Here is a 21,372-nt window from a genome sequence, read left to right on the forward strand (position 1 = left end):
TGCGGGCGAACAGGCCGCCGTCCATTGGGCGATGACCACCGGCCACGCGATCGCGATCCCGGTCCAGGCACCACCCGGACCGGGATCGGGACGCTGCTCGTCTGTCTCGACTCGCGGAAAACCGCATGTCACATCGCAGTTGATCAGGCTGACAACTCTCCTGCGCCCCCGAGGTTCTCGGGGCCTGCGCTCCACGACTCGGTGATGCTGCGGGCGGTCTGTGGCAGCTCTGGGAGGAAGGCGCGTACAGCGCCGCTGCCGGCGGGTGAAGACGGTCGCCGCGCCCAGCGGATCGAGTCCCCCATGCCTGTCTCGGACAGCCCCACGCCGGTGCACGTGAGCACGCGTCCGGTTCGGTCACGTCGCCTGGGCGAGCCGGACGGCGTCGGGGCCGGCCGGGAAACGCAGTCGGCCGGTCGTGTCGTGGGCGGCGCGCCAGACCGTCTCGGCGACGTCGCTCTCCTGGGTGAACAGATCCTGGCCGGTGAAGTCGGCCATGGCCTTCCTTGCGAACGGCGTGTAGGGCGGCGGGACCAGCTCGTCCAGCGGCCCGCCGTCCATGGCCTTCCCCGCGAAGTTCGTCGTCAGACAGGCGCCCGGCTGGACCGTCTTGGCCCGTACGCCGAAGGGTGCGAGTTCGAGCGCGAGGGACGAAGTGAACCCCTCGACGGCCGCCTTGCTCGCCTTGTAGACGGCCGAGAGGGGCATGTCGCCCAGCACCACGCTGGAGGTCACGTTGACCACCACGCCGGATCCGCGCTCGCGGAACTGGGGCAGCACCGCCTGCGTTGTGGCCATCACGCCGAACGTATTGGTCTCGAAGACCTCCCGCACACGGGCCATCGGGGTGCCCTCGAACACGCTGATCGAGGGGACGCCGGCGTTGTTGACCAGGGCGTCGATCGGCCCGGCGGCCTCGAGCGCGGCGGTGATCGTCTCGGGCTTGGTCACGTCCAGTTCGACGATGCGCAGCCGGTCCGACTCGGGCAGGACATCCGGACGCCGGCTGCGCATCGTCGCGATGACGTTCCACCCCTGCGCGTGGAAGTGGAGGGCGGTCGCGCGGCCGTAGCCGGACGAGGTCCCGGTGATCAGAACGGTGTTCATGTCGTGCCCCTTGCGATGCGGTGGGATCCGCGAACCGGAATGTTCATTCCTGCTCGGCGGGGGTTTCAGTGATCCCATTGAATCGCTCTGAACTGGGAAAACAGTAGAACTATCCTCGCCCTTCCTTGCACGATTCTCCCATTCTGTCCGACCGCACTTAGGGCATGACGCTTGCCGGGCTGCGGGCGGCGTCCCGCAGGCGGACCGCGTCCCGGCCCGGGGGCGCGCCGAACCGGCGGCGGTACTCGCGGCTGAACTGCGACGGGTTGTCGTAGCCGACGCGCCGGCCGACCCCGGCGACGTCGCCCGGGTGGGTGGCCAGCAGCAGTCGTGCCTCCTGGAGCCGGATCTGCTTCTGGAACTGGATGGGGCTCATCGCGGTCACCGCCTGGAAGTTGCGGTAGAACGCGGAGGCGCTCATGCCGGACAAGCGGGCCACGTCTTCGACCCGGAAGGGCTCGGCGTAATGCTCACGGATCCAGCGTGCGGCGCGTGAGACATGACTGAGGCCACTGTCGGCGATGCCCAGTTGGCGCACCGTCGCACCCTGCTCGCCGGTGATCACGCGCCACAGGATCTCGCGTTTGATCAGCGGGGCCAGTACGGCGCGGTCGCGGGGTTCGTCGAGCAGGCGCAGCAGCCGGACCACCGCGTCCAGGAGGGCGGACGGGGCATTGCTGACGGCGATCCCCGACGGCGGGCCTCCGCCGGTGCGGGGCATGTCTCCGGGGCCGGCCTGCAGCAGGAGCTCGGCAACGGCGGACGGTTCGAGGACGAGCCCGAAACCCAGCGCCGGGCGGCCGGGGTCGGCCTGGGTGAACTGTCCGGTGACGGGCAGGTCGACGGAGGCGACCAGGTACTGCCCCGGCCCGTATTCGTAGACCCGGTCGCCCAGCGCGAGCCGTTTGGCGCCCTGGGCGATGACCGCCAGGACCGTGCCGGACATGGAGGGCGCGGGCGGGTCGGGCCGGTCGACCTTCGAGATCAGGACCCCGTCGACGGCGGTGGTCCAGTCGGGGCGGGCGTGCCGGGCCAGCAGGTCGCGGAACTCATCGAGGGACATGCGCCCATTTCAGCAGCAATGCGTGAGAGCACTCCCAGGTTCGCGAGGATCGTGCAAGAGCGGGAGAGAATCATTCTAACGTTTCCGCAGGTCAGAGGCATTGAATGGAACCAGCCCACTCCACCGAAACGAAGAAGGCTCCCCATGATTGCCAACTACGGATTCAATGCCACTCTGACCGCCGCTCCCGGCATGGGCGACCGGCTGGTCGATCTGCTGTCGACGGGCCTGGACGACGGCAGCCCCGGCGCGAGCGAGCACTGCGTCGTCTACCTGGTCTCGCGGTCCGCCTCCGACCCCGACGTCGTCCACGTCACCGAGGGATGGACCACCGAGGAGGACCACCACCGGACGTTCGCCGGCGAGGCCGCCCAGGCGATCGTGGCGCGGATCGGCGAACTGCTGGCCAAGGAACCGGAGAACACCGACTACGTCCCGGTCTGCGGCAAGGCCGCCTTCTAGGTCCCGGCAAGGCCGCCTTCCAGGCCCCGGGAAGGCCGCCCCGGTGCCTGCCGAGGCGGCCCCGCTCCACCCGAGATCCCGCCCGAACGCCCCCGCACCACCCCGCGAAAGGCCGACGACCATGACCACAGCGCGCCCCGCTCTGGACCCCGAACTGCGCGACCTCCTCTCCGACATGCCGCTGATGCCCGAGCTCACCATGGAATTGCTCGCACAACTGCGGCAGTACCCCTCGACGCCGGTCGAGTCCCTGCTCGCCGACCGACGGGTCGACCGGCGCGAGGTCACCGTGCCCGCCAAGGACGGCACTCCGATACCCCTGTCGGTCTTCACCCCCGGGAGCGCCGACCGCACCACCGCCGCGCCCTGCGTCTACTGGATCCACGGCGGCGGAATGGTGATGGGTGACCGCTTCTCGCAGATCGACATCCCGCTGGAGTGGCTCGACGAGTTCGGCGCGGTCGTGGTGTCCGTGGACTATCGGCTGGCGCCCGAGGCCACCGGCACCGTCCCCGTCGACGACTGCTACCGGGGACTGCTCTGGGTGGCCGAACACGCCGAGGAACTGGGCGTCGATCCCGCCCGGATCATCGTCGCGGGAGCCAGCGCGGGCGGCGGCCTGGCGGCCGGCGTCACCCTGCTGGCCCGCGACCTCGGCACTCCGGCGATCGCCGCGCAGATACTGACCTGCCCCATGCTCGACCACCGCAACACCAGCACCTCCAGCCACCAGTACTCCGGCGGGCCCGGCGTCTGGACTCGCGAGATGAACGACTTCGGCTGGCGCTGCGTTCTCGGCGACCTCGCCGATGACGACGTGCCCGCGTACGTCTCACCCTCGCTGGCCGCCGATCTTTCGAACCTGCCGACCACCTACATCGACACCGGCTCCGCCGAAGTGTTCCGCGACGAGGACACCGACTACGCCACCCGGATCTGGGCGGCCGGCGGACAGGCCGAACTCCACGTCTGGGCAGGCGGTTTCCACGGCTTCGACGCCCTGTACCCGCAGGCGCACATCTCGGCCACGGCCCGCCGCACCCGCACCGACTGGCTCGCCCGGCTCCTGCACACCGCCTGACGCCGCAACCCGCGATGCCGCCGAAGCGCCCGGCGCCGGCTCGGCGCGCGAAGGCCGGGGACGGGAGCGAGGGGCTGACGCGCTGCAACCGAGGCCAGAACCGAGACCGACAACGACGTCGCCCCCGGTCGCAGGGCGACCGGGGGCAACGTTTTGCCTGTTGAGGCTGGTCAGCCGGCGGGGTAGCCCTGGGCCAGGGCGGACTTGCGGAAGGCGGGGAGCTTGTCGAGGGGGACGGCGAGGTGGCGTTCACCGAGGCGGGTGCAGTGGGCGCGGGTGGGGCGGTCGGTGGCGAGGAGAGCCGCGACGGCGGGGTCCGCGCACTCGATGAGGTGCACCGGCCCAGTGTCACGGACCTGGCCGGCGCGGCGGGCGGCGTCGTCCAGATACCGGCGGAGTTCGGCGAGATCGCGGCCCGTGTCGGCGGCGGCGAACAGCGAGGCTGAGGTCAGGGCCCACACGGCTCGGCGCGGCTTGACGGCGGTGAGGACGTTCGCCGCGAGCCGGCCCTTGATCGCTTCGACCCGGGAGAACTCGTCGATCACGCCGCGGCTGAGCCAGCGCCGCCACAGCAGGGCGAGCGTGTCGTGTGCCGGTTTGGTCAGCGCCGCCCTGCCGCGTGCGGTCAGTGCGAGTTTCCGGAGGTGAGTTCGGCGAGTCCGCCGGCTTGGAGCAGCAGCGGCCAGGCGAAGGACGCGATCGGCTCCTCGGCGTAGAAGTCGCCGCCGAGTGCTTCCGCGACCGCCTTGACCGTCGCCGCGAACGGGCGGAGCGTCTTCTCACTGCAGCGCAGTCGGCCTGCCGCGCACAGCTGGAGCACCGCCTTCAGGTTGGCCTGCGCCTCGTCTCGGTCGTGCGTACCCGCCGCTCGTCGTGGTTGCTGGTCACAGAGACCTCGTCCCCACGAGGTAGTCGTAATCGCCCGCGCCGCATGTGCGCTCCAGCGTGCGTACGATCTTTTGGGCGTCGTCGCGTGGGCCGTTGATGTAGAACGGCTTCCCCTGGCGGCCGAAGCCGATTCTCGGGGCGGCCGGGCCAGGCTCGCCGAGGTGTACGGAGACCTGCGCGAAGTCCGGCGCGGGCTCGAAGCCGAGGGCGCGGGCGTAGGCCACACCACCGTGCACGATGCTCTGCGCCTGATCCAGGCTGATCCGCAGCGGAGGCCGGCCGAACGCCCGGTAGTAGTCGCGTACGTAGGCGTCCAGCGATCCCCCGCCCATCACCTGTGGGCCGCCGGCGTCCTTGACGCCGAGGCAGTAGACGTCGACCAGGAACCCGCAGACGGTGACCCGGCTGGCCCGCTCCCGGCGGGCGATCAGGACCTGGGCGAAACCGGCGGCCTCGGGATCCCCGGCGCCCTCGGCGTCGGCGCGCGCCCAGTCGGGGGCCTCGGACAGCTCCAGGTCCGTGGTCCAGCCGGCGTTCACCCAGCAGCCCACCACCGGGCGCTTGGCCGGCTCGGCCGTGGTCTGCTGTTCGTGGGCCACCTGGCGCACCAGCGAGCTCGCCCGGGCCGGTTTCAGCCCGAGGGCCCGCGCGATTTGCTTCGGTCCGCTGCCCTTCTCCCGCAGCGACCGAACCTGGTACAGCAGTTGAGCATCATCGTCGTGCACGGGGCCATTGTTCCGCAGCGCCGGGGCGTCAGACGCCGGGATCGGCTGTTCCCGTTGTCCCCGGACGGGGGACGTGCGTGGGCATGCGGGCCCGATCCGGGCGTTTCCCGGCCGCCCGTCCGTGCCGGGGAAGGCGTTCCCGTACGGGTGAGACGGCCACCCACAGTCCCGCCGCTCCGTAAAGTCGGGGCGAGGCGGCACGGCCGTGGGAACAGGGAGGGCGCAGCGATGGCCAAGAGTGCGAGGGAGCGACTGGGGGTGCTGCTGGGCGGGTCGAAGGCGGCGGAGTTCAGCGCCCGGCTCGAAGCATCGGCCGACGGTGTCGGCCTTGAGGTGGCCGGTGTCGGACCGGTGCGCCTGCCGCTGCGTGCGCCGCAGGTGAAGAAGCTCATCGCGGTGGCGCGTCCGGCGCTGTTCGGCCGGGGGGAGGACACCCTGAGCGACAGCAGTGTGCGCGACACGTGGCAGATCCCGCCGGACCAGGTCACGCTGGGCGGCCCGGCCTGGCCGACGCTGCTCGACGGCGCGCTGGAGTACTTCCGGGGCGAACTCGGGCTGCCTGCCCGGAGCAGGCTGAGGGCCGAGCCGCACGCGCTTCTCGTATACGGCAAGGGGCAGTTCTTCCTCCCCCACCAGGACTCGGAGAAGGACGACGCCATGGTGGGCACGCTGGTGCTGTCGCTGCCCTCGGCACATACCGGCGGCGAGCTGGTCATCGGGCACGCCGGGCAGAACCGGACCTACCGTGCGTCGAAGACGGAGCTGAGCCTGGTGGCCTTCTACGCCGACTGCCCACACGAGGTGACACGGGTCAGGAGCGGCTACCGGGTGACCCTCACGTTCAACCTGCTGGCCGAGCTAGGGGCCCCGGAGCAGGAGTCCGGCTTGCTCGACGACATTGCGCACTGCCTGGAGCAGCACTTCAACGCCCCGGCCAGACCGCGCTATGGCGGCCGGGACCTCGATCCGCCCCGTCGGCTTGTCTACCTGCTCGATCACGAGTACACCCAACGGGGTCTCGGCTGGGACCGGCTTAAGGGCGCCGACGCGGAGCGTGCCGCGCTGCTGCGCGCCGCGGCGGCCCAGGCGGAGTGCCAGGCCGTACTCGCCCTCGCCGAGGTGAAGGAGACCTGGGACGCCAATCCCGCCGGGTACGACCCCTGGGACGACTACGGCTACGACGACGAAGAGGAGGACGAAGACGGAGAGGGAGAGGACGCAGCCGCGGTCGAGGCCGCTGGTGCCGACGAGGACTACGAGCTCGGCGAGCTTCTCGACGACGAGATCACCCTCGGCTGGTGGACCGGTCCGGACGGCGCTGGCGGCGAGCAGATTTCGCTGCACGTCCGCGACTACGAGAGCTGCGCCAGTACCCCGAGCGCGGACCTGAAGCCCTATGACTCCCAGTACGAGGGCTACATGGGCAACTACGGCAACACGCTGGACCGCTGGTATCGGCGGGCCGCGGTCGTGGTGTGGCCACGAGAGCGGGCCTTCGCGGCGCGCGGCGAGGCCGGATCGCGGTGGGCACTCGAGGAACTGCAGGCCCGTATCACCACGGGTGACCGGGAGAGCGCACGCGCCGCGGCCGAGTCCCTCGCACCGTTCTGGAAGGGTAGTGGCGTACAGCCCGGGCAGCTGGGGAGCGCGCTACGGGTGGCCGAGGGCCTTCAGACGTCCGGGACCGCCGCGATGCTCCTTGAGCCGTTCCGGATCGACGCGCTCACTCCGGAACACACGGACGACCTGGCCGCGGTGGCGAAGCGGTACGGCGTCCCCTGGCTGGGCCAGGTCACCGCGGGCTGGTTCGGTGGCGCGCACAGCCACTTCGAGGAACACCGGTACGGCTGGACCGAGCGGCTTCCCCAGCTGTGCGCGGCGCTGTGCTCCGCCGGGAGTCCGGCGGTGGCCCGGCTGCTGTCGACCGGGGCCTGGACCCAGCTGGACGGTGAGCTGCGGCTGTGGACCGAAACCGGGCCGGCCGAGATCCGCCGCGCGCGGTTGGAGCGGCTGAGCCTGCCCCTGCTGCGCATCCTGGAAGCGACCGAGGCTCAGCTGCGCGGTCGGATCATGGCGGCGTTGCGTTCCTGCCCGGACACGGTCCTCGAGTGCCTGCTGCCGATGCTGAGCCACGCGGCGCGGGAACAGACGGAGGGCGAGCCCCGGGCAGCGGGGCCGGCGGCGGTGGCACGGGAGTGCGGGGACCGGCTCGGCGCGCTCGTGCGACGGGTGCCACGCGCCGCAGACGACTGGTCGGTGGCGTGGACCGGGTGCGGCTGCGATCTGTGCGGCACCCTGGGTGCCTTTCTCGGCTCCCGTTCGCGGCGGACGCTGGAGTGGCCGCTGGCGAAGGACGGGCGGCGGCACGTGCACAGCAGGATAGACGCGGCCGAGTTGCCCGTGGACCATCGGACCAGGCGGCAGGGACGCCCATACACGCTGGTGCTGACGAAGACCGAGGAGCTGTTCTCGCGCGAGCGGGCGACCCGTCGTCAGGCCGGAGCCGACCTGGCCTGGTTGGCCTCGACATGGAACCTTTCCGGCGAGGCCGGAGTCGACACGAGGCCGTGACACGAAGCGCCGGGCGCGGGAGTGGCGCCGGTGAAGGCCGTCAAGGCGTCCGGCGAGGCGAACTCCTCCCAGCCGCCGCCGACCGCGAGAAACCCCGCGCCCAGAACGGCGCCGATGCCGGGGACGCTCTGGACTGTCAGCGAGTTCGTGTGCGCGAGCCCGGCCTTCGACGAGTCTGTCCACTCGGGGATCTACTCGTTGAGGGCCATCACTTTCCTGGCCGGGGTCGGTGACCACTGCGTTGTCCACACCGCTGAGGACCGTCAGCTGAGCGTGTGGGTCCTGGCCGTCGGCAACCGCCGCGACATCCACCGCCAGGTTCCGCAGGACTTCCGCCGTGCAGGTCGGTGCCGACTGCCCGCGGGGGTGACGGGCGGGCGCCTGCTTGTCCGTCGAGTTGTCCTTAATATCGCCTGTAAATGCAACCAGAACTGCAACCAGCGCACACCGAAGAGCCGAGCCGCATTCGCGGCTCGGCTCTTCGTTTCGCCTGTTCAGGCGGCTGCGGAGGATACGAGATTCGAACTCGTGAGGGGGTGAACCCAACACGCTTTCCAAGCGTGCGCCCTAGGCCACTAGGCGAATCCTCCGTGCGGAAGCTTACAGGAGGTCCGTGGATGCTCGCGCACCCCTATTCGAGTGGGGGTGGGATGCAGTGAACCCCCCGTGCACCCGGCAGAGCCTCCCTATCCTTGCTGCCTTCCGGCCCTGGGGAGGTTCAGGAGGGATACCGCCGCACGGGGGGTCCGGCGCCTACAGTACCCGACTCGGGGTGGGGTTCGGGTACGGGCGGGGGCGGTGGGGGTGGTCGGGCGTTCCGCGTCTGTCGTTCGGCCCGGCTATCGTCGGGGGCGTGTCGCTCGCCCTCTACCGTCGCTATCGCCCCGAGACCTACGCAGAGGTCATCGGGCAGGAGCACGTGACGGAACCCCTGATGCAGGCCCTGCGCAACAATCGCGTCAATCACGCCTACCTCTTCAGCGGGCCGCGGGGGTGTGGCAAGACCACCAGTGCGCGCATTCTCGCCCGGTGTCTCAACTGTGAGCAGGGGCCTACCCCGACGCCCTGTGGCGAGTGCCAGTCGTGTCGGGATCTGGGGCTCGGTGGGCCCGGCAGCATCGACGTGATCGAGATCGACGCGGCGTCGCACGGTGGTGTGGACGATGCGCGCGACCTGCGCGAGAAGGCGCACTTCTCGCCGGTGAGTTCGCGCTACAAGATCTACATCATCGACGAGGCGCACATGGTCACGTCGGCGGGCTTCAACGCGCTGCTCAAGGTGGTCGAGGAGCCGCCGGAGCACCTGAAGTTCATTTTCGCCACCACCGAGCCGGAGAAGGTCATCGGGACCATTCGGTCCAGGACGCACCACTATCCGTTCCGGTTGGTGCCGCCCGGCGTGCTGCGCGATCACCTGGCGTCGGTGTGCGAGGCCGAGGGGATCAGGGTCGAGCCGACCGTGCTGCCGCTGGTCGTGCGGGCGGGGGCCGGGTCGGTCCGGGACTCGATGTCGGTGATGGACCAGTTGCTCGCGGGGGCCGCCGACGACGGGGTCACCTATGCGATGGCCACCTCCCTGCTCGGATTCACCGACCGGTCGTTGCTGGACGACGTGGTCGAGGCGTTCGTCGCGCAGGACGGCGGGGCCGCGTTCGAGTTGGTCGACCGGGTGATCGAGGGGGGCTACGACCCGCGTCGGTTCGTGGCCGACCTGCTGGAGCGGCTGCGCGACCTGGTGATCCTGGCCGCGGTGCCCGACGCGGCCGACAAGGGCCTGATCGACGTGCCGGCCGATCAGTTGGCGCGGATGGTCCGGCACGCCGCCGAGTTCGGCCGGGCCGGGCTCACCCGGGCCGCCGACATCGTCAATACCGGCCTCACCGAGATGCGCGGCGCCACCGCGCCGCGGCTGCAGTTGGAGCTGATCTGCGCCCGCGTCCTGCTGCCCGCCGTGGACTCCGGTGAGCAGGGCCTGCAGACGCGCCTGGAACGCCTTGAGCGCCGCGTCTCCGTCGGCGGCCTCCCCGCCGCGCCGGCCGCGCCCGCCGGTCCGGAGCCCGCCCGCACCGACGCGCCCACGCCCGCCGCCCGACAGCAGGCCGCCGCCCCGGCCCCGCCCCAGGCCCCGCCGCCGCCCGTACAACAGCCGCAGCCGCAGCAGCAGCCCCAACAACCTCAGCCCCAGCAGCCCCAACAGCCCGGCGCCTGGCCCCAGGCCCGCGCCGCCGGCTCCGGCCTGCCCCCCGCCCAGGGTCGCCCGCCCGCTCCCCAGCAGCCCCAAGCCCACCAGCCCCCGCCCCAGGCGCCCCCCGCTCCCGCCTCCGCCGGCGACCTGACCCGCGTCCACGAGATGTGGCCGCAGATCCTCGACGCCGTCCGAGCCCGCAACCGGGTCGCCTGGATGATGCTTCAGACCGTCACCGTCGCCGGCTTCGACGGCACCACGCTCACCCTCGCGTTCGAGCAGGCCGGCACCCGCGAGGGCTTCCGCAGCAGCGGGCGCGACGAGATCGTGCGCCAGGCCGTCCTGGACGCGTTCGGCCTCGACTGGCGGATCGACTGCGTCGTCGCCGGCGAGGGCACCGCCGCCCCCACCCACCGCGCGGCCCCCGCACCGACCCCGGCCCCGATGCCCCCGGCCGACCGGCAGCCCACCGCCCCGGCCGCCCCCGCGCCCGGCGCCTGGCCCGGCACCCCGCCGCCGGCGCCCGCGAGCGCCCCCGCCCCGCCGCAGGCCCCGACCCAGACCGCGACCCAGCCCCGCCCCGCCACCACCCCACCGCCGCAGCCGCCCGCCCGCCCGCAACCCCAGCAACCCCAGCAGGCCCCACCCCCGCCGCCCCCCGAGCCGGACTTCGACATCCCCGAGGACTTCGGCCGCTACGACGACGAGGACCTCGCCGACGACGGCGGCCAGTCCACCCACGAACTGCTCGCCCGCGAGCTGGGCGCGACCATCATCGACGAGTCGCCGACCAGCTGAGCCGGCGAACCGTGCCGTCGCCGCGCGTCCGCCCCGCGCGGAGCCGTAGGCTCGACCGCAGGACGGGCACGCTGAAGCGGTCCGCCCGAGGCGGTGCGAGGCCGCGTGCGAGCGACGAAGGGTGTCCAGGTGTTTCCCGGTGGTGGCCAGCCCGACATGCAGCAGCTGCTGCAGCAGGCGCAGAAGATGCAGCAGGACCTGATGGCGGCGCAGGACGAACTCGCCCGCACACAGGTGACCGGGAGCGCCGGTGGCGGCCTGGTGACCGCGACCGTATCCGGCGCCGGCGAGCTGCTGGCTCTGGAGATCTCGCCGTCCGCGGTGGATCCTGAGGACACGGAGACCCTCGGCGACCTGATCGTCGCCGCGGTGCGCGACGCGAACCGTGCCGCCCTGGAGATGCAGTCCCAGCTGATGGGCCCGCTCGCCCAGGGCATGGGTGCCGGCGGCCCGCTGGGCCTGCCCGGCATGTGAGCCGGATCCGCCCGACCGAAAGCCGAACCCACCGACAAGAACCCACCCACAACGAACCCACCGACAACGAACCCACCGACAACGAACCCACCGACAACGAACCCACCCACAACCAGAGCAAGCAGGGAGACGGTAGGTGTACGAAGGCGTCGTACAGGACCTCATCGACGAGCTGGGCCGACTGCCCGGTGTAGGGCCGAAGAGCGCGCAACGCATCGCCTTCCACCTCCTGGCGGCCGACCCGGCCGACGTCCGGCGCCTCGTGCACGCGCTCACCGAGGTCAAGGACAAGGTGCGGTTCTGCGTCACATGCGGCAACGTGGCGGAGTCGGAGCAGTGCCGAATCTGCCGCGATCCGCGACGCGACGTTGCGGTGATCTGCGTGGTCGAGGAGTCCAAGGATGTCGTGGCGATCGAGAAGACCCGCGAGTTCCGGGGCCGCTACCACGTGCTCGGCGGCGCGATCAGCCCGATCGAGGGTGTGGGCCCCGACGACCTGCGGATCCGTGAGCTGATGACCCGGCTCGCGGACGGCACGGTGACCGAGTTGATCCTGGCCACCGACCCGAACCTGGAAGGAGAGGCGACCGCGACGTATCTGGCTCGCCTGTGCAAGCCGATGGGTCTGCGGGTGACCCGGTTGGCCAGCGGGCTGCCGGTGGGGGGCGACCTGGAGTACGCCGACGAGGTCACGCTCGGGCGTGCCTTCGAGGGGAGACGACTGCTCGATGTCTGACGACCTGAACGAATTCACCAGTGAGATCGCCGACCAGATCGACAGCTTCGTCCTGGCCGTCGCAGAGGTGGCCAAGGGCGAGGAGCCGGAGCAGGCGGTGTCGATGCTGCTCCTGGAGGTCTCGCAGCTGATGCTCGCGGGCGGCCGGCTCGGCGCGATCGCCGACGTGGTGCCCGACGACCGATTCGAACCCGACTCGGGCCCGGATCCCGACGTCGACGCGCTGCGCTCGGCGCTGTCCCGGCTGCTGGAGCCGATCGACGTCTACTACGAGGTCTTCGACCCGTACGTGCCCAAGTCCAAGCCGGTCGCCGCGCGGCTGTCCGACGATGTCGCCGACGTGGTCGCCGACCTCGCGCACGGGCTCGCCCATCACCGGGCCGGGCGCAACCGCGAGGCGCTGTGGTGGTGGCAGTTCTCGTACCTGTCCAACTGGGGTGCCACCGCGAGCGCCGTACTGCGCGCGCTGCAGTCGGTGGTCTCGCACGCACGGCTGGACGATCCGATCATGGAGAGTCTGGACCCGGCCGGAGAGGCGCTGGCCGACGAATTGGTCGACGAACTCGCCGAACAACTCGACGAGGCCGTGGTCCTCGGCGGCCCGCACATCTGAACACGCGCAGAGCCGCAACACTCGGCCGCACACGCCCGCGCGCGGGGGGAGTCCCACCCCGGGCCCGGCGTACGGCGGCCGCCGCCGCTTCCGGCGTCCCGACATGGGCGTTCGGTTCCGACTGCCCGCTTAGTGATACGTACGTCTCACAATGTGAATAAAGCTTTGACCACTGTGCGGCCTAGTTAGACTGTGCCGACCGCACAGATATCAAGCGAGGAGCGCACGTGGGCCTTGTCGTGCAGAAGTACGGCGGCTCCTCCGTCGCCGATGCCGAGGGCATCAAGCGCGTGGCCAAGCGAATCGTCGACACCAAGAAGCAGGGCCACGAAGTGGTCGTGGTGGTGTCCGCGATGGGCGACACGACGGACGAGCTGATCGATCTGGCGCAGCAGGTGAGCCCCATCCCTTCCGGGCGCGAGCTCGACATGCTGCTCACCGCGGGTGAGCGGATGTCGATGGCGCTGCTGGCGATGGCGATCAAAAACCTGGGCGTCGACGCACGGTCGTTCACCGGCAGCCAAGCCGGTGTGATCACCGACGCGGTCCACAACAAAGCGCGCATCATCGATGTGACGCCGGGTCGGATCCGCTCCGCGCTCGACGAGGGCGCGATCGCGATCGTGGCCGGATTCCAGGGCGTGTCCCAGGACACCAAGGACATCACCACGCTCGGCCGCGGCGGCTCGGACACCACCGCCGTCGCGCTGGCCGCCGCGCTCGACGCCGAGGTCTGCGAGATCTACACGGACGTGGACGGCATCTTCACTGCCGACCCCCGCGTGGTGAAGAAGGCCCGGAAGATCTCCCGGATCAGCTACCAGGAGATGCTGGAGCTGGCCGCGAGCGGATCCAAGGTGCTGCACCTGCGGTGTGTGGAATACGCCCGCCGCTACGACATGCCCGTGCACGTGCGGTCGTCCTTCTCGGGACTCGTCGGCACTTGGGTGACGGATGAACCCGAAGGGGACGACATGGAGCACGCGATCATCTCCGGGGTCGCCCACGACACCAGCGAAGCGAAGATCACGGTGGTCGGGGTCCCGGACAAGCCGGGCGAGGCGGCCAAGATCTTCCGCCTGGTGGCGGACAACGAGATCAACATCGACATGATCGTGCAGAACGTCTCCGCGGCCTCCACCGGCCGCACCGACATCTCCTTCACGCTGCCGATGTCGGACGGCCAGAACGCGATGACCGCGCTGACCAAGGCCCAGGCCGAGATCGGCTTCGAGTCGCTGCGCTACGACGACCAGATCGGCAAGATCTCGCTGGTCGGCGCCGGCATGCGCTCGCACCCGGGCGTGACCGCCAAGTTCTTCGAATCGCTCACCGGCGCGGGGGTGAACATCGAGCTGATCTCGACCTCCGAGATCCGGATCTCGGTGGTCTGCCGTGCCGACGGCGTTCCGGCCGCCGTGCAGGCCGTGCACACCGCGTTCGGCCTGGACGACCAGTCCGGCGAAGCCGTCGTCTACGGAGGTACAGGCCGATGACCCGCAAGGACAAGCCCACCCTGGCCGTCGTCGGCGCCACCGGCGCGGTCGGCACGGTGATGCTCGAACTGCTCTCCACCCGCCAGGACGTGTGGGGCGAGATCCGCCTGATCGCGTCGGCGCGCAGCGCGGGCAAGAAGCTCGTCGTGCGCGGCGAGGAGGTCGAGGTGATCGCGCTGAGCGAGGAGTGCTTCGACGGCGTCGACGTCGCGATGTTCGACGTGCCCGACGAGGTCTCCGCGCACTGGGCGCCGATCGCCGCGAGCAAGGGCGCGGTCGCGGTGGACAACTCCGGCGCGTTCCGGATGGACCCCGAGGTCCCGCTCGTGGTGCCCGAGGTCAACGCCGCCGCGGCGCGCGTACGGCCGCGCGGCATCATCTCCAACCCGAACTGCACGACGCTGACCATGGTCGTCGCACTCGGCGCGCTGCATGCCGAACTGGGCCTCAAGGAGCTGGTGGTCGCCTCGTACCAGGCCGCCTCCGGCGCCGGTCAGCCCGGTGTCGACGCGCTGCGCGAGCAGATCGGCAAGGTCGCGGACAGCCGTACGCTGGGCACCCAGCCCGGCGATGTGCGCCGTGCGGTGGGCGACTTCGGCCCGTTCCCGGCGCCGCTCGCGCTCAACGTGGTGCCGTGGGCCGGCTCGCTCAAGGACGACGGCTGGTCGTCCGAGGAGCTGAAGGTCCGCAACGAGTCCCGCAAGATCCTGGGTCTGCCCGACCTGAAGGTGCACACGACCTGCGTGCGCGTCCCGGTGATCACCACGCACTCCCTCGCGGTGCACGCCGTGTTCGAGAACGAGGTGTCGGTGGCCCGGGCGCACGAGATCCTGGACGGCGCCCCGGGCGTCGTGCTGTGCGACGACCCGGAGAACGGCGAGTTCCCGACGCCGGCCGACGTGGTCGGTACCGACCCGACCTGGGTCGGCCGGGTGCGTCGTTCGATCGACGACCCGTTCGCGCTGGACATGTTCATGTGCGGGGACAACCTGCGCAAGGGCGCGGCGCTGAACACCGCCCAGATTGCAGAGGTCGTCGCCGCCGAGCTGACCGAGCGCGACTAGGGCCCCTCCGCGAACCGACGCGGCAGCCGGCGCTCCCCGGGCGGGGACGCCGGCTGCCGTGCGTGCGGGCTGCGGGTCGCGACCGCCACCGCAACCGCGCCACGAGCCTCTCCGCCACGAACCTCTCCGTAGCGGACGTTTCCGTCACGAACCTTTCCGCAACGGACCGTCCCGTCGCGGACCTTCCTCGCCCCGAGTAGCTGACTGCATGTCATCCGGCCCACTACGGTGGGCGGACGTGTGGCTGAAGCCGACGACCGTCCCCGGATCGCAGGCGCATACAACCTTCCCGGGGGGTCGGGTGTCCAACAGTCGTGGCAGAAATGGTCGTGAGGGCGGAACCGGTGCTGCGCCCGGTTCGCATGCCCGTGGTCGGCGCGCTGGAACCGGGCGTTTCGGGAGCTTCCGTGTCCTCTGACGCGGGCGTCTCCATCGACGTCCTCACCGAGACCTACCGCGCGCACTATGGTTCGTTGTTGCGCTTGGCTTCCCTGTTGCTCGACGACACCGATTCGTGTGAGGACGTGGTGCAGGAGTCGTTCGTCCGGGTGCACACCGCCCGGCACCGGTTGCGCGAGGCCGACAAGACGCTGGCCTACCTGCGGCAGACCGTGGTGAACCTGTCCCGGTCGACGCTGCGGCGGCGGATCATGGGAATGCGGCTACTCTCCAAGCCGGAACCGAACTCGACCAGTACCGAGGACGGTTCGCGCCACGTGGCGGAACGCGACGTGCTGGTACGGGCGTTGCGCGAATTGCAACGGCGGCAGCGGGAAGTGATCGTGCTGCGCTATTACGCTGATCTGACAGAGGCTCAGGTGGCCGATCTGCTCGGGCTGTCGGTCGGCTCGGTGAAGGCGTACGCCTCACGCGGACTGGAAGCCCTCCGGGCCCGGATGGAGACGCCGTGAAGAACGACCCGGGGACCCTCGGTCCCGACCCCGACGACCTCGCGGCAGAGGTACGCCGACGGCTGCACCAGGCCGTGTCCGACGTGCAGCCCGCGCCGGACGCCCTCGACCGGCTGCGCGCCGCCGTGCCCGCCCGCCGCAGACAGCGTCGGATGGCCACGCTCGGCGCCGCCGGGCTGGCCGCGGCGATCCTGGTCGGCACGCCCGTCCTGCGCACCGCGGTGACCGACGGCGACGACTCCAGGTCGAATGTCGGCGGCGTCCGCCCGTCCTCGTCGTCGGTCAACGCGACCGAGCCGCTGCCGGGGCCGAGCGAGGGGGTCAGCGCGGGCCTGCCGGGCGCCGGGCAGACCCATCCCGCCTCCCGGGGCAGCAGTCCCACCAGCGGGTCCGGCTCCTCGATCGCGCCCACCAGCGGGCAGAGCGCGGGCACCGGCACGGGGCAGAGCACGCCACCGTCGTCGAGCGCGTCGCCGAGCGAGTCGGTGCCGCCGGTCAAGCCGCCGCCCGCGTGTCGGACCGTCGACATGACCGGGGAGGAGGCGCGCCTTGGCCCGGTCCGCGCCGACGGGCTGGCGTACGGCGTGCTCCAGGTGCGCAGCAACGCGGCCAAGGACTGCGTGGTGACCGGCCCCGGCGTGGTCGTCGTGGTCTCCCCACCCGGCAATCCGATAGTGCAGGTGACGGTGGTCCAGGCGCCGAGCCCCGACGCCGCGACCGCGCTGCCGGTGCCGTCCTCGTCCGCCCAGGGCATCACGCTGCGACCGGGGCAGGCGTACGAGTTCCAGTTCGCGTGGAAGCCGCAACCCCCGGGCGCGGACGGCACGTGTGCCGCCGACGCGCCCAAGGCGCCGGTGCCCGCGCTCGGGTACGCGCTCGCCGCCAACGACTTCAACGTGGCCAAGGTGACACTCACGCCGACGTGTGGCGGCACCGTGTACCGCACCGACATCTACCGGACCGGGGAGTACGCGCGCGTGGGGTGAGACCCGGGATCGGCCCCCGTCGGCGGACGGTTACCGTTGGGGGGTGTACCGGTTCCTGCTCCAGCCGCGCTGGCTGGTCTTCCACGTGATCGTGCTCGTCGCGGTCCCGGTGTGCGCGGCGCTGGGATTGTGGCAGTTCCACCGCTACGGCGAACACAAGCGGAGCGGGGACGGCGGCGAGAAGGTGTCGGTGGCGCCCGCGGTGCCGCTCGCCGAACTGCTGCCGCCGGGCGCCAGGGTCGAGGGCGGTGCGCGCGGCCGCGCGGTCACGGTGACCGGGAGCTATGACCCGGCGCACCAACTGGTCGTGCCGGGGCGGCGCCACGACGGGCGCACCGGGTCGTACGTGGTCACCCCGCTGCTTGTGGCCGGCGCGCCCGCGGTGGTGGTCAACCGGGGCTGGGTCGAGGGCGCGAGTGTGCCCGCGCCGCCGGCAGGCACGGTCACCGTCACCGGTCGACTGGAGTGGTCGGAGGCCGAGCACACCTCCGACGTGGATCGGGCCACCGACCTGAAGCCGGGCCAGGTGTCCATGATCAGCACGCCCGAGCTGGTCAACGTGCTGCCCTATCCGCTCACCGACGGCTTCGTCGCGCTGACCGCGCAGACCCCGGCCGCCGACTCGGCCGCGCTGGTGCCGATGCCGCCGGCCAAGGCGTCCGGGGGCGGCGGCATCTCGGGGCGGGCGTGGCAGAACCTCGGATACACCGCGCAGTGGTTCGTGTTCGCCGGTGCCGCGGTGTTCGTGTGGTGGCGCGTGGTGCGCCGGGAGGCGGACGAGCGCGCGGAGGAGCAGGAGGCGAAGCTGCTCGCGGAGCTGGGCATCGAGGCGTGAGCGCCGTCGAGACCCGAGCGCCCGGGTGGGCCGGGTCTCGACCGGCCGGCCGGGCCGGGGCTTGAGCGACCGGCCGGGTCGGGTCTCGACCGGCCGGCGCGGGCCGAGGTGATCGGCCCGCGCTCGCGGCGACCTACGCGGGGTTGCGCACCGGCAGGCCGATGACCCCGTCGACGAAGGCGAACTCCTGGCGCATCTGCCGGATTCGCTCCTCGACGACCAGCGAGCCGTGGCCCGCGTCGTAGCGGTAGACCTCGTGCGGCTTGCCCAGCTGTGCCAGCCGCTCGACGTAGTTCTCGATCTGCTTGATCGGGCAGCGCGGGTCGTTCTCGCCGGCGCTGATGTACACCGGCACCCGGACCTGCTCGACATAGGTCAGCGGCGAGGAGGCGGCCCAGCGCTCCGGGACCTCCTCGGGCGAGCCGCCGAGCAGCGTACGGTCCATCGCCTTCAGCACGTCCATCTCGTCGTGGTAGGCGGTGACGTAGTCCGCCACCGGCACCGCGGCCAGGCCCAGGGCCCACGCCTCGGGCTGCACGCCCAAGCCGAGCAGGGTCAGGTAGCCACCCCACGAGCCGCCGGAGAGCACGATGCGCTCCGGGTCGGCCAGGCCCGACTCGACCGCCCACGCACGGACCGCGCCGATGTCCTCCAACTCGATCAGGCCGATCCGCACCCGCAGCGCGTCGGTCCATTCCTTGCCGTAGCCGGTCGAGCCCCGGTAGTTGACCCGGACCACCGCGAAGCCGTGGTCCACCCAGGCCGCGACGTCGGCGGCGAAGTGGTCGCCGTCGTGCGCGGTGGGCCCGCCGTGGATGTTGAACACGGTCGGGAACGGGCCCTCGCCCACCGGCTTGGACACCAGCGCGTGCACCCGGCCGCCGGGGCCCTCGACCCACGCGTCGGTGACCGGGACCGACCCGGGCGGGCGTTCGCCGGGCGGGGTGAGCAGCACGCCGCCCGCGGTCGAGCGCAGTTCGGCGGGGGTCGAGCCGCTGGACCAGTGGTATTCGACGCTGCCGTCGGGTCGCGCGCCGGAGCCGCCGATGGTGCCGGGCGGGGTGTCGATCCGGGCGAGTTCGCCGCTCTGGAGGTCGTAGCGGTACAACTCGGAACGCCCGTGCTGCTCGTGGTCGACCAGCAGCGCGCGGCCGTCGGGATACCAGTCGGCGGACAGGTCGCCGGGCAGCCCGAGGTCGAGTTCGGTCTCGGTGCCGGTCAGCGGCTCCCACAGCAGCACCTCGTCCCGGCCGCGCCGCTGGTGCACGACCAGCAGGCGCTGGTCGCCGGCGACGGGGGAGAAGCCCATCGAGGACAGGTCGGAGTCCGGTCGGCCCCCTTCGGGACCGTCGTGCAGGTCGGCCACCGGCGTGCCGTCCAGGCGCAGTACGCGCAGCGACGAGCGCATCGCGTCGCCGTGCTCGTTGTGGGCGATGACCAGGTGCGTGCCATCCTCGGACAGCCCCGACAACCAGGCCGACTCGGCGTGCCGGTACACGGTCACCGGCTCGGCGCCGGGGCGTACGACGTGGATCGAGGAGCCCTCGTCGTCGCTCATCCGGCCGACCACCACGGTGCCGTCCATGGCGAGGCCGAGCCCGCCCGGGTAGGACGGCGCCAGTCCGGGCACGGCCGGCTCGTCCGCACCGCCGTCGAACGGCTGGCGCATCCAGATCCCGAACTCGTCGCCGTCGGTGTCCGCGAACCACCAGATCCAGCGCCCGTCGGGGCTGATCCGGGCCGACGCGGTGCCGTTGGGCCGGTCGGTCACCCGGCGCTGCTCGCCGGTGACGCGATCCCACGCGTACACCTCGAACGTGCCGGAGGCGTTGGAGACGAAGACGGACTTCGCGGGCGCGTGGTCGGCCCAGCGCGGCAGGCTGATCCGAGCCGCCCGGTAGCGACGTTCCCAGGCGGGGATGGTCGGCGCGGGCTCGGCGATCGACGGTGTGGTCTCGACGGTATCGGCGGCGGTGTTCTCGGGAGCGGGCATATCGCAATTCAACTACGACCGGCCCCGGTTGTGTTCCGTCACCGTACGAAGCGCCCCGTCACCCTCCGGAGTGGCCCGAGCCGCCCCGCCCCGCGCGACACCGCTTCGCCCCGAGCAGCCGCGCATACGCAGGCCGCGCCGCGAAGTCGGCAAACCCCCAGATCGCGGGCCGTCCCACCTCTCGACACAAATGCAACACCCGCCCGTGCCCCAGAAACACCCCGACATGCGCGCCATAACCCGGCGCCCGATCCGGTCGCGGCCCACCATCGAACAACAACAGATCCAGGGGCGCGAACTCGACGACCCGCCGAGTCACCTCCTCCTCGGCCCACAACTCCGAAGACCGCAACGGCGGCACGTAAAGCCCGTAATGACCAAGAAACGCATACGCATACAACTGACAGTTGGCCCCACCGCCCAAATCCCCCGCCGCAACCGCCTCGGGATGACGGGCATACACGTAGGCAACATCCCGAAACCGAACCGGCAGATCACCCACCGACGAACAACCGTCGAGAGCAGCAGCATCGGACACACCCAAGATCCAACCCCACCCACCCCACGACGTCCACCCCATTCGCCCCCCGGGACGAGCCCCACCACCCGCGAAGTCCCATCACCGCAGCGGGTGCAAGCAAGACGCATCAGGGGCCGTATCGAATCTCTCCGATACGGCCCCTGACGGTGGTCGCGTGTGCCCCAGACGCCCGTGACGGCACTCACGCCGGTGCGGTCTCATCGGTTCCTCCGCCCGCCGTCGCTCCTCTGGGTGCCGGTCCGCGTGCTACGCCACCCCGCCACCCCCTTGTCCGGTCCGCCGGCTCCGGAAACGCCGCAAGCGGGCCGGGGGTTCCCCGACCCGCTTCCTCTTGGGCGCCTTCTGTCCTCCCCACCCCGCTTTTGCAGCGGGTGCGGTTCAGGCTGGTTGCCGCAGCGCCTGGGCTTTACTCAAGTTCGTCAAACATCTCGGCCTCGTAGGCCCGTTGCGCTGTCGGACAGACCGGCTTCCGAAGCCGACCGCGTAGGAGATAGGCCGACTGCGGGGCCGGCCGGGAGGTGGGGCGGGGCCGCTGGGGGCGCCGGGGCGGCACCGTTGCCTTGGCCCGCCGGCTCTGTGTGGGGCGGCTGATGCTGTGCTGGACGGGCTTCTGCTGCCTGGGTTTCATTGATTCTCCCTGTTTGGGTGTTCTATTGCTCAACGTCCGGATTCGCCATTGTTGGGCGCGTTCGGGGCTCGCAGGTCGCCGTATTCAGGCGCACGTGCCAGGGGATCCCGGTGATCTGCCGGAGCGCTCGGAGTGAGGTGATCGCAGCGTGGCAGATCGGCCGAGGAATTGCCAAGCTGCAAGCGTTAGTCGAACGTTAATGGGCGCTCGACGTT

At 71.2% G+C, this 21,372-nt stretch carries 20 protein-coding genes, 1 tRNA gene and 1 other RNA gene; 12 read left to right on the forward strand and 10 right to left on the reverse strand.

The genetic code is table 11. From position 1 onward, the window contains the following. Positions 1 to 357: 357 nt before the first annotated feature. Complete coding sequence (locus tag ACWGR4_RS10390; RefSeq protein ID WP_452132705.1) at positions 358 to 1,107, reverse strand: SDR family oxidoreductase; 750 nt, start codon at positions 1,105 to 1,107, stop codon at positions 358 to 360. A gap of 157 nt (positions 1,108 to 1,264) precedes the next feature. Further along, on the reverse strand, positions 1,265 to 2,170 hold the full coding sequence (locus ACWGR4_RS10395; protein WP_452132706.1) for an AraC family transcriptional regulator: 906 nt from the start codon (positions 2,168 to 2,170) through the stop codon (positions 1,265 to 1,267). A gap of 144 nt (positions 2,171 to 2,314) precedes the next feature. On the opposite strand from ACWGR4_RS10395, the gene ACWGR4_RS10400 reads away from it, so the two are divergent. Together ACWGR4_RS10400 and ACWGR4_RS10405 are read left to right on the forward strand one after the other, a co-directional pair. Next, a complete protein-coding gene (locus ACWGR4_RS10400; RefSeq protein ID WP_452132707.1) occupies positions 2,315 to 2,632 on the forward strand; it encodes a putative quinol monooxygenase in 318 nt (105 codons plus the stop codon). Positions 2,633 to 2,753: 121 nt separating this feature from the next. Beyond that, a complete protein-coding gene (locus ACWGR4_RS10405) occupies positions 2,754 to 3,713 on the forward strand; it encodes an alpha/beta hydrolase (RefSeq protein WP_452132708.1) in 960 nt (319 codons plus the stop codon). A gap of 170 nt (positions 3,714 to 3,883) precedes the next feature. Here the strand turns inward: ACWGR4_RS10405 and ACWGR4_RS10410 are convergent, their stop codons facing one another. From ACWGR4_RS10410 to ACWGR4_RS10420, 3 genes are all read right to left on the reverse strand, one after another. Continuing rightward, entirely contained in the window at positions 3,884 to 4,258 is a 375-nt protein-coding gene (locus ACWGR4_RS10410; RefSeq protein ID WP_452134068.1) for a hypothetical protein, read from the reverse strand. 80 nt (positions 4,259 to 4,338) lie between these two features. Beyond that, entirely contained in the window at positions 4,339 to 4,533 is a 195-nt protein-coding gene (locus ACWGR4_RS10415) for a hypothetical protein (protein WP_452134067.1), read from the reverse strand. Positions 4,534 to 4,597: 64 nt separating this feature from the next. Continuing rightward, on the reverse strand, positions 4,598 to 5,326 hold the full coding sequence (locus tag ACWGR4_RS10420; protein ID WP_452134066.1) for a hypothetical protein: 729 nt from the start codon (positions 5,324 to 5,326) through the stop codon (positions 4,598 to 4,600). 228 nt (positions 5,327 to 5,554) lie between these two features. On the opposite strand from ACWGR4_RS10420, the gene ACWGR4_RS10425 reads away from it, so the two are divergent. Further along, positions 5,555 to 7,897, forward strand: a complete 2,343-nt coding sequence (locus tag ACWGR4_RS10425) for a 2OG-Fe(II) oxygenase (RefSeq protein WP_452134065.1) — start codon at positions 5,555 to 5,557, stop codon at positions 7,895 to 7,897. Here ACWGR4_RS10425 and ACWGR4_RS10430 read toward each other — a convergent pair. From ACWGR4_RS10430 to ffs, 3 genes are all read right to left on the reverse strand, one after another. Then, positions 7,819 to 8,088, reverse strand: a complete 270-nt coding sequence (locus tag ACWGR4_RS10430) for a transposase (RefSeq protein WP_452134201.1) — start codon at positions 8,086 to 8,088, stop codon at positions 7,819 to 7,821. The two genes, ACWGR4_RS10425 and ACWGR4_RS10430, sit on opposite strands and share 79 nt — an antisense overlap. Positions 8,089 to 8,402: 314 nt before the next feature. Then, positions 8,403 to 8,487 (reverse strand) — tRNA-Ser (locus ACWGR4_RS10435). 61 nt (positions 8,488 to 8,548) lie between these two features. Then, an RNA gene (gene ffs / locus ACWGR4_RS10440) (signal recognition particle sRNA small type) lies at positions 8,549 to 8,648 on the reverse strand. Between the two features lie 102 nt (positions 8,649 to 8,750). On the opposite strand from ffs, the gene ACWGR4_RS10445 reads away from it, so the two are divergent. The 9 genes from ACWGR4_RS10445 (at position 8,751) to ACWGR4_RS10485 (ending at position 17,995) form a co-directional block, all read left to right on the forward strand. Beyond that, the gene (locus ACWGR4_RS10445) at positions 8,751 to 10,880 is read left to right on the forward strand and encodes a DNA polymerase III subunit gamma and tau (protein WP_452134198.1); all 2,130 of its coding nucleotides are present in this window, start codon (positions 8,751 to 8,753) and stop codon (positions 10,878 to 10,880) included. A gap of 129 nt (positions 10,881 to 11,009) precedes the next feature. After that, positions 11,010 to 11,354, forward strand: a complete 345-nt coding sequence (locus tag ACWGR4_RS10450; RefSeq protein WP_078976477.1) for a YbaB/EbfC family nucleoid-associated protein — start codon at positions 11,010 to 11,012, stop codon at positions 11,352 to 11,354. A gap of 136 nt (positions 11,355 to 11,490) precedes the next feature. Beyond that, positions 11,491 to 12,090: a recombination mediator RecR gene (gene recR / locus ACWGR4_RS10455; protein WP_379998800.1), complete on the forward strand. Its 600-nt coding sequence runs from the start codon at positions 11,491 to 11,493 to the stop codon at positions 12,088 to 12,090. Beyond that, positions 12,083 to 12,703, forward strand: coding sequence for a DUF5063 domain-containing protein (locus ACWGR4_RS10460; protein ID WP_379998802.1), 621 nt, complete (start codon positions 12,083 to 12,085; stop codon positions 12,701 to 12,703). Before recR ends, ACWGR4_RS10460 begins: the two co-directional genes overlap by 8 nt. Before the next feature lie 227 nt (positions 12,704 to 12,930). Further along, the gene (locus tag ACWGR4_RS10465) at positions 12,931 to 14,199 is read left to right on the forward strand and encodes an aspartate kinase (RefSeq protein ID WP_126639165.1); all 1,269 of its coding nucleotides are present in this window, start codon (positions 12,931 to 12,933) and stop codon (positions 14,197 to 14,199) included. Continuing rightward, entirely contained in the window at positions 14,196 to 15,263 is a 1,068-nt protein-coding gene (locus tag ACWGR4_RS10470; RefSeq protein ID WP_126639166.1) for an aspartate-semialdehyde dehydrogenase, read from the forward strand. The genes ACWGR4_RS10465 and ACWGR4_RS10470 overlap by 4 nt, the downstream gene beginning before the upstream one ends. 323 nt (positions 15,264 to 15,586) lie before the next feature. Beyond that, a complete protein-coding gene (locus ACWGR4_RS10475; RefSeq protein WP_379998804.1) occupies positions 15,587 to 16,174 on the forward strand; it encodes a SigE family RNA polymerase sigma factor in 588 nt (195 codons plus the stop codon). Then, the gene (locus tag ACWGR4_RS10480; RefSeq protein WP_452131547.1) at positions 16,171 to 17,160 is read left to right on the forward strand and encodes a hypothetical protein; all 990 of its coding nucleotides are present in this window, start codon (positions 16,171 to 16,173) and stop codon (positions 17,158 to 17,160) included. The genes ACWGR4_RS10475 and ACWGR4_RS10480 overlap by 4 nt, the downstream gene beginning before the upstream one ends. Positions 17,161 to 17,203: 43 nt before the next feature. After that, the gene (locus tag ACWGR4_RS10485; protein ID WP_395798473.1) at positions 17,204 to 17,995 is read left to right on the forward strand and encodes an SURF1 family protein; all 792 of its coding nucleotides are present in this window, start codon (positions 17,204 to 17,206) and stop codon (positions 17,993 to 17,995) included. Between the two features lie 133 nt (positions 17,996 to 18,128). On the opposite strand, the gene ACWGR4_RS10490 is transcribed toward ACWGR4_RS10485, so the two are convergent. Together ACWGR4_RS10490 and ACWGR4_RS10495 are read right to left on the reverse strand one after the other, a co-directional pair. Beyond that, positions 18,129 to 19,988, reverse strand: coding sequence for a S9 family peptidase (locus tag ACWGR4_RS10490; protein ID WP_395798471.1), 1,860 nt, complete (start codon positions 19,986 to 19,988; stop codon positions 18,129 to 18,131). 58 nt (positions 19,989 to 20,046) lie between these two features. Next, complete coding sequence (locus ACWGR4_RS10495) at positions 20,047 to 20,526, reverse strand: cell wall hydrolase (RefSeq protein ID WP_452131546.1); 480 nt, start codon at positions 20,524 to 20,526, stop codon at positions 20,047 to 20,049. Positions 20,527 to 21,372 lie beyond the last annotated feature (846 nt).

This window comes from Embleya sp. NPDC055664 (assembly GCF_053618075.1).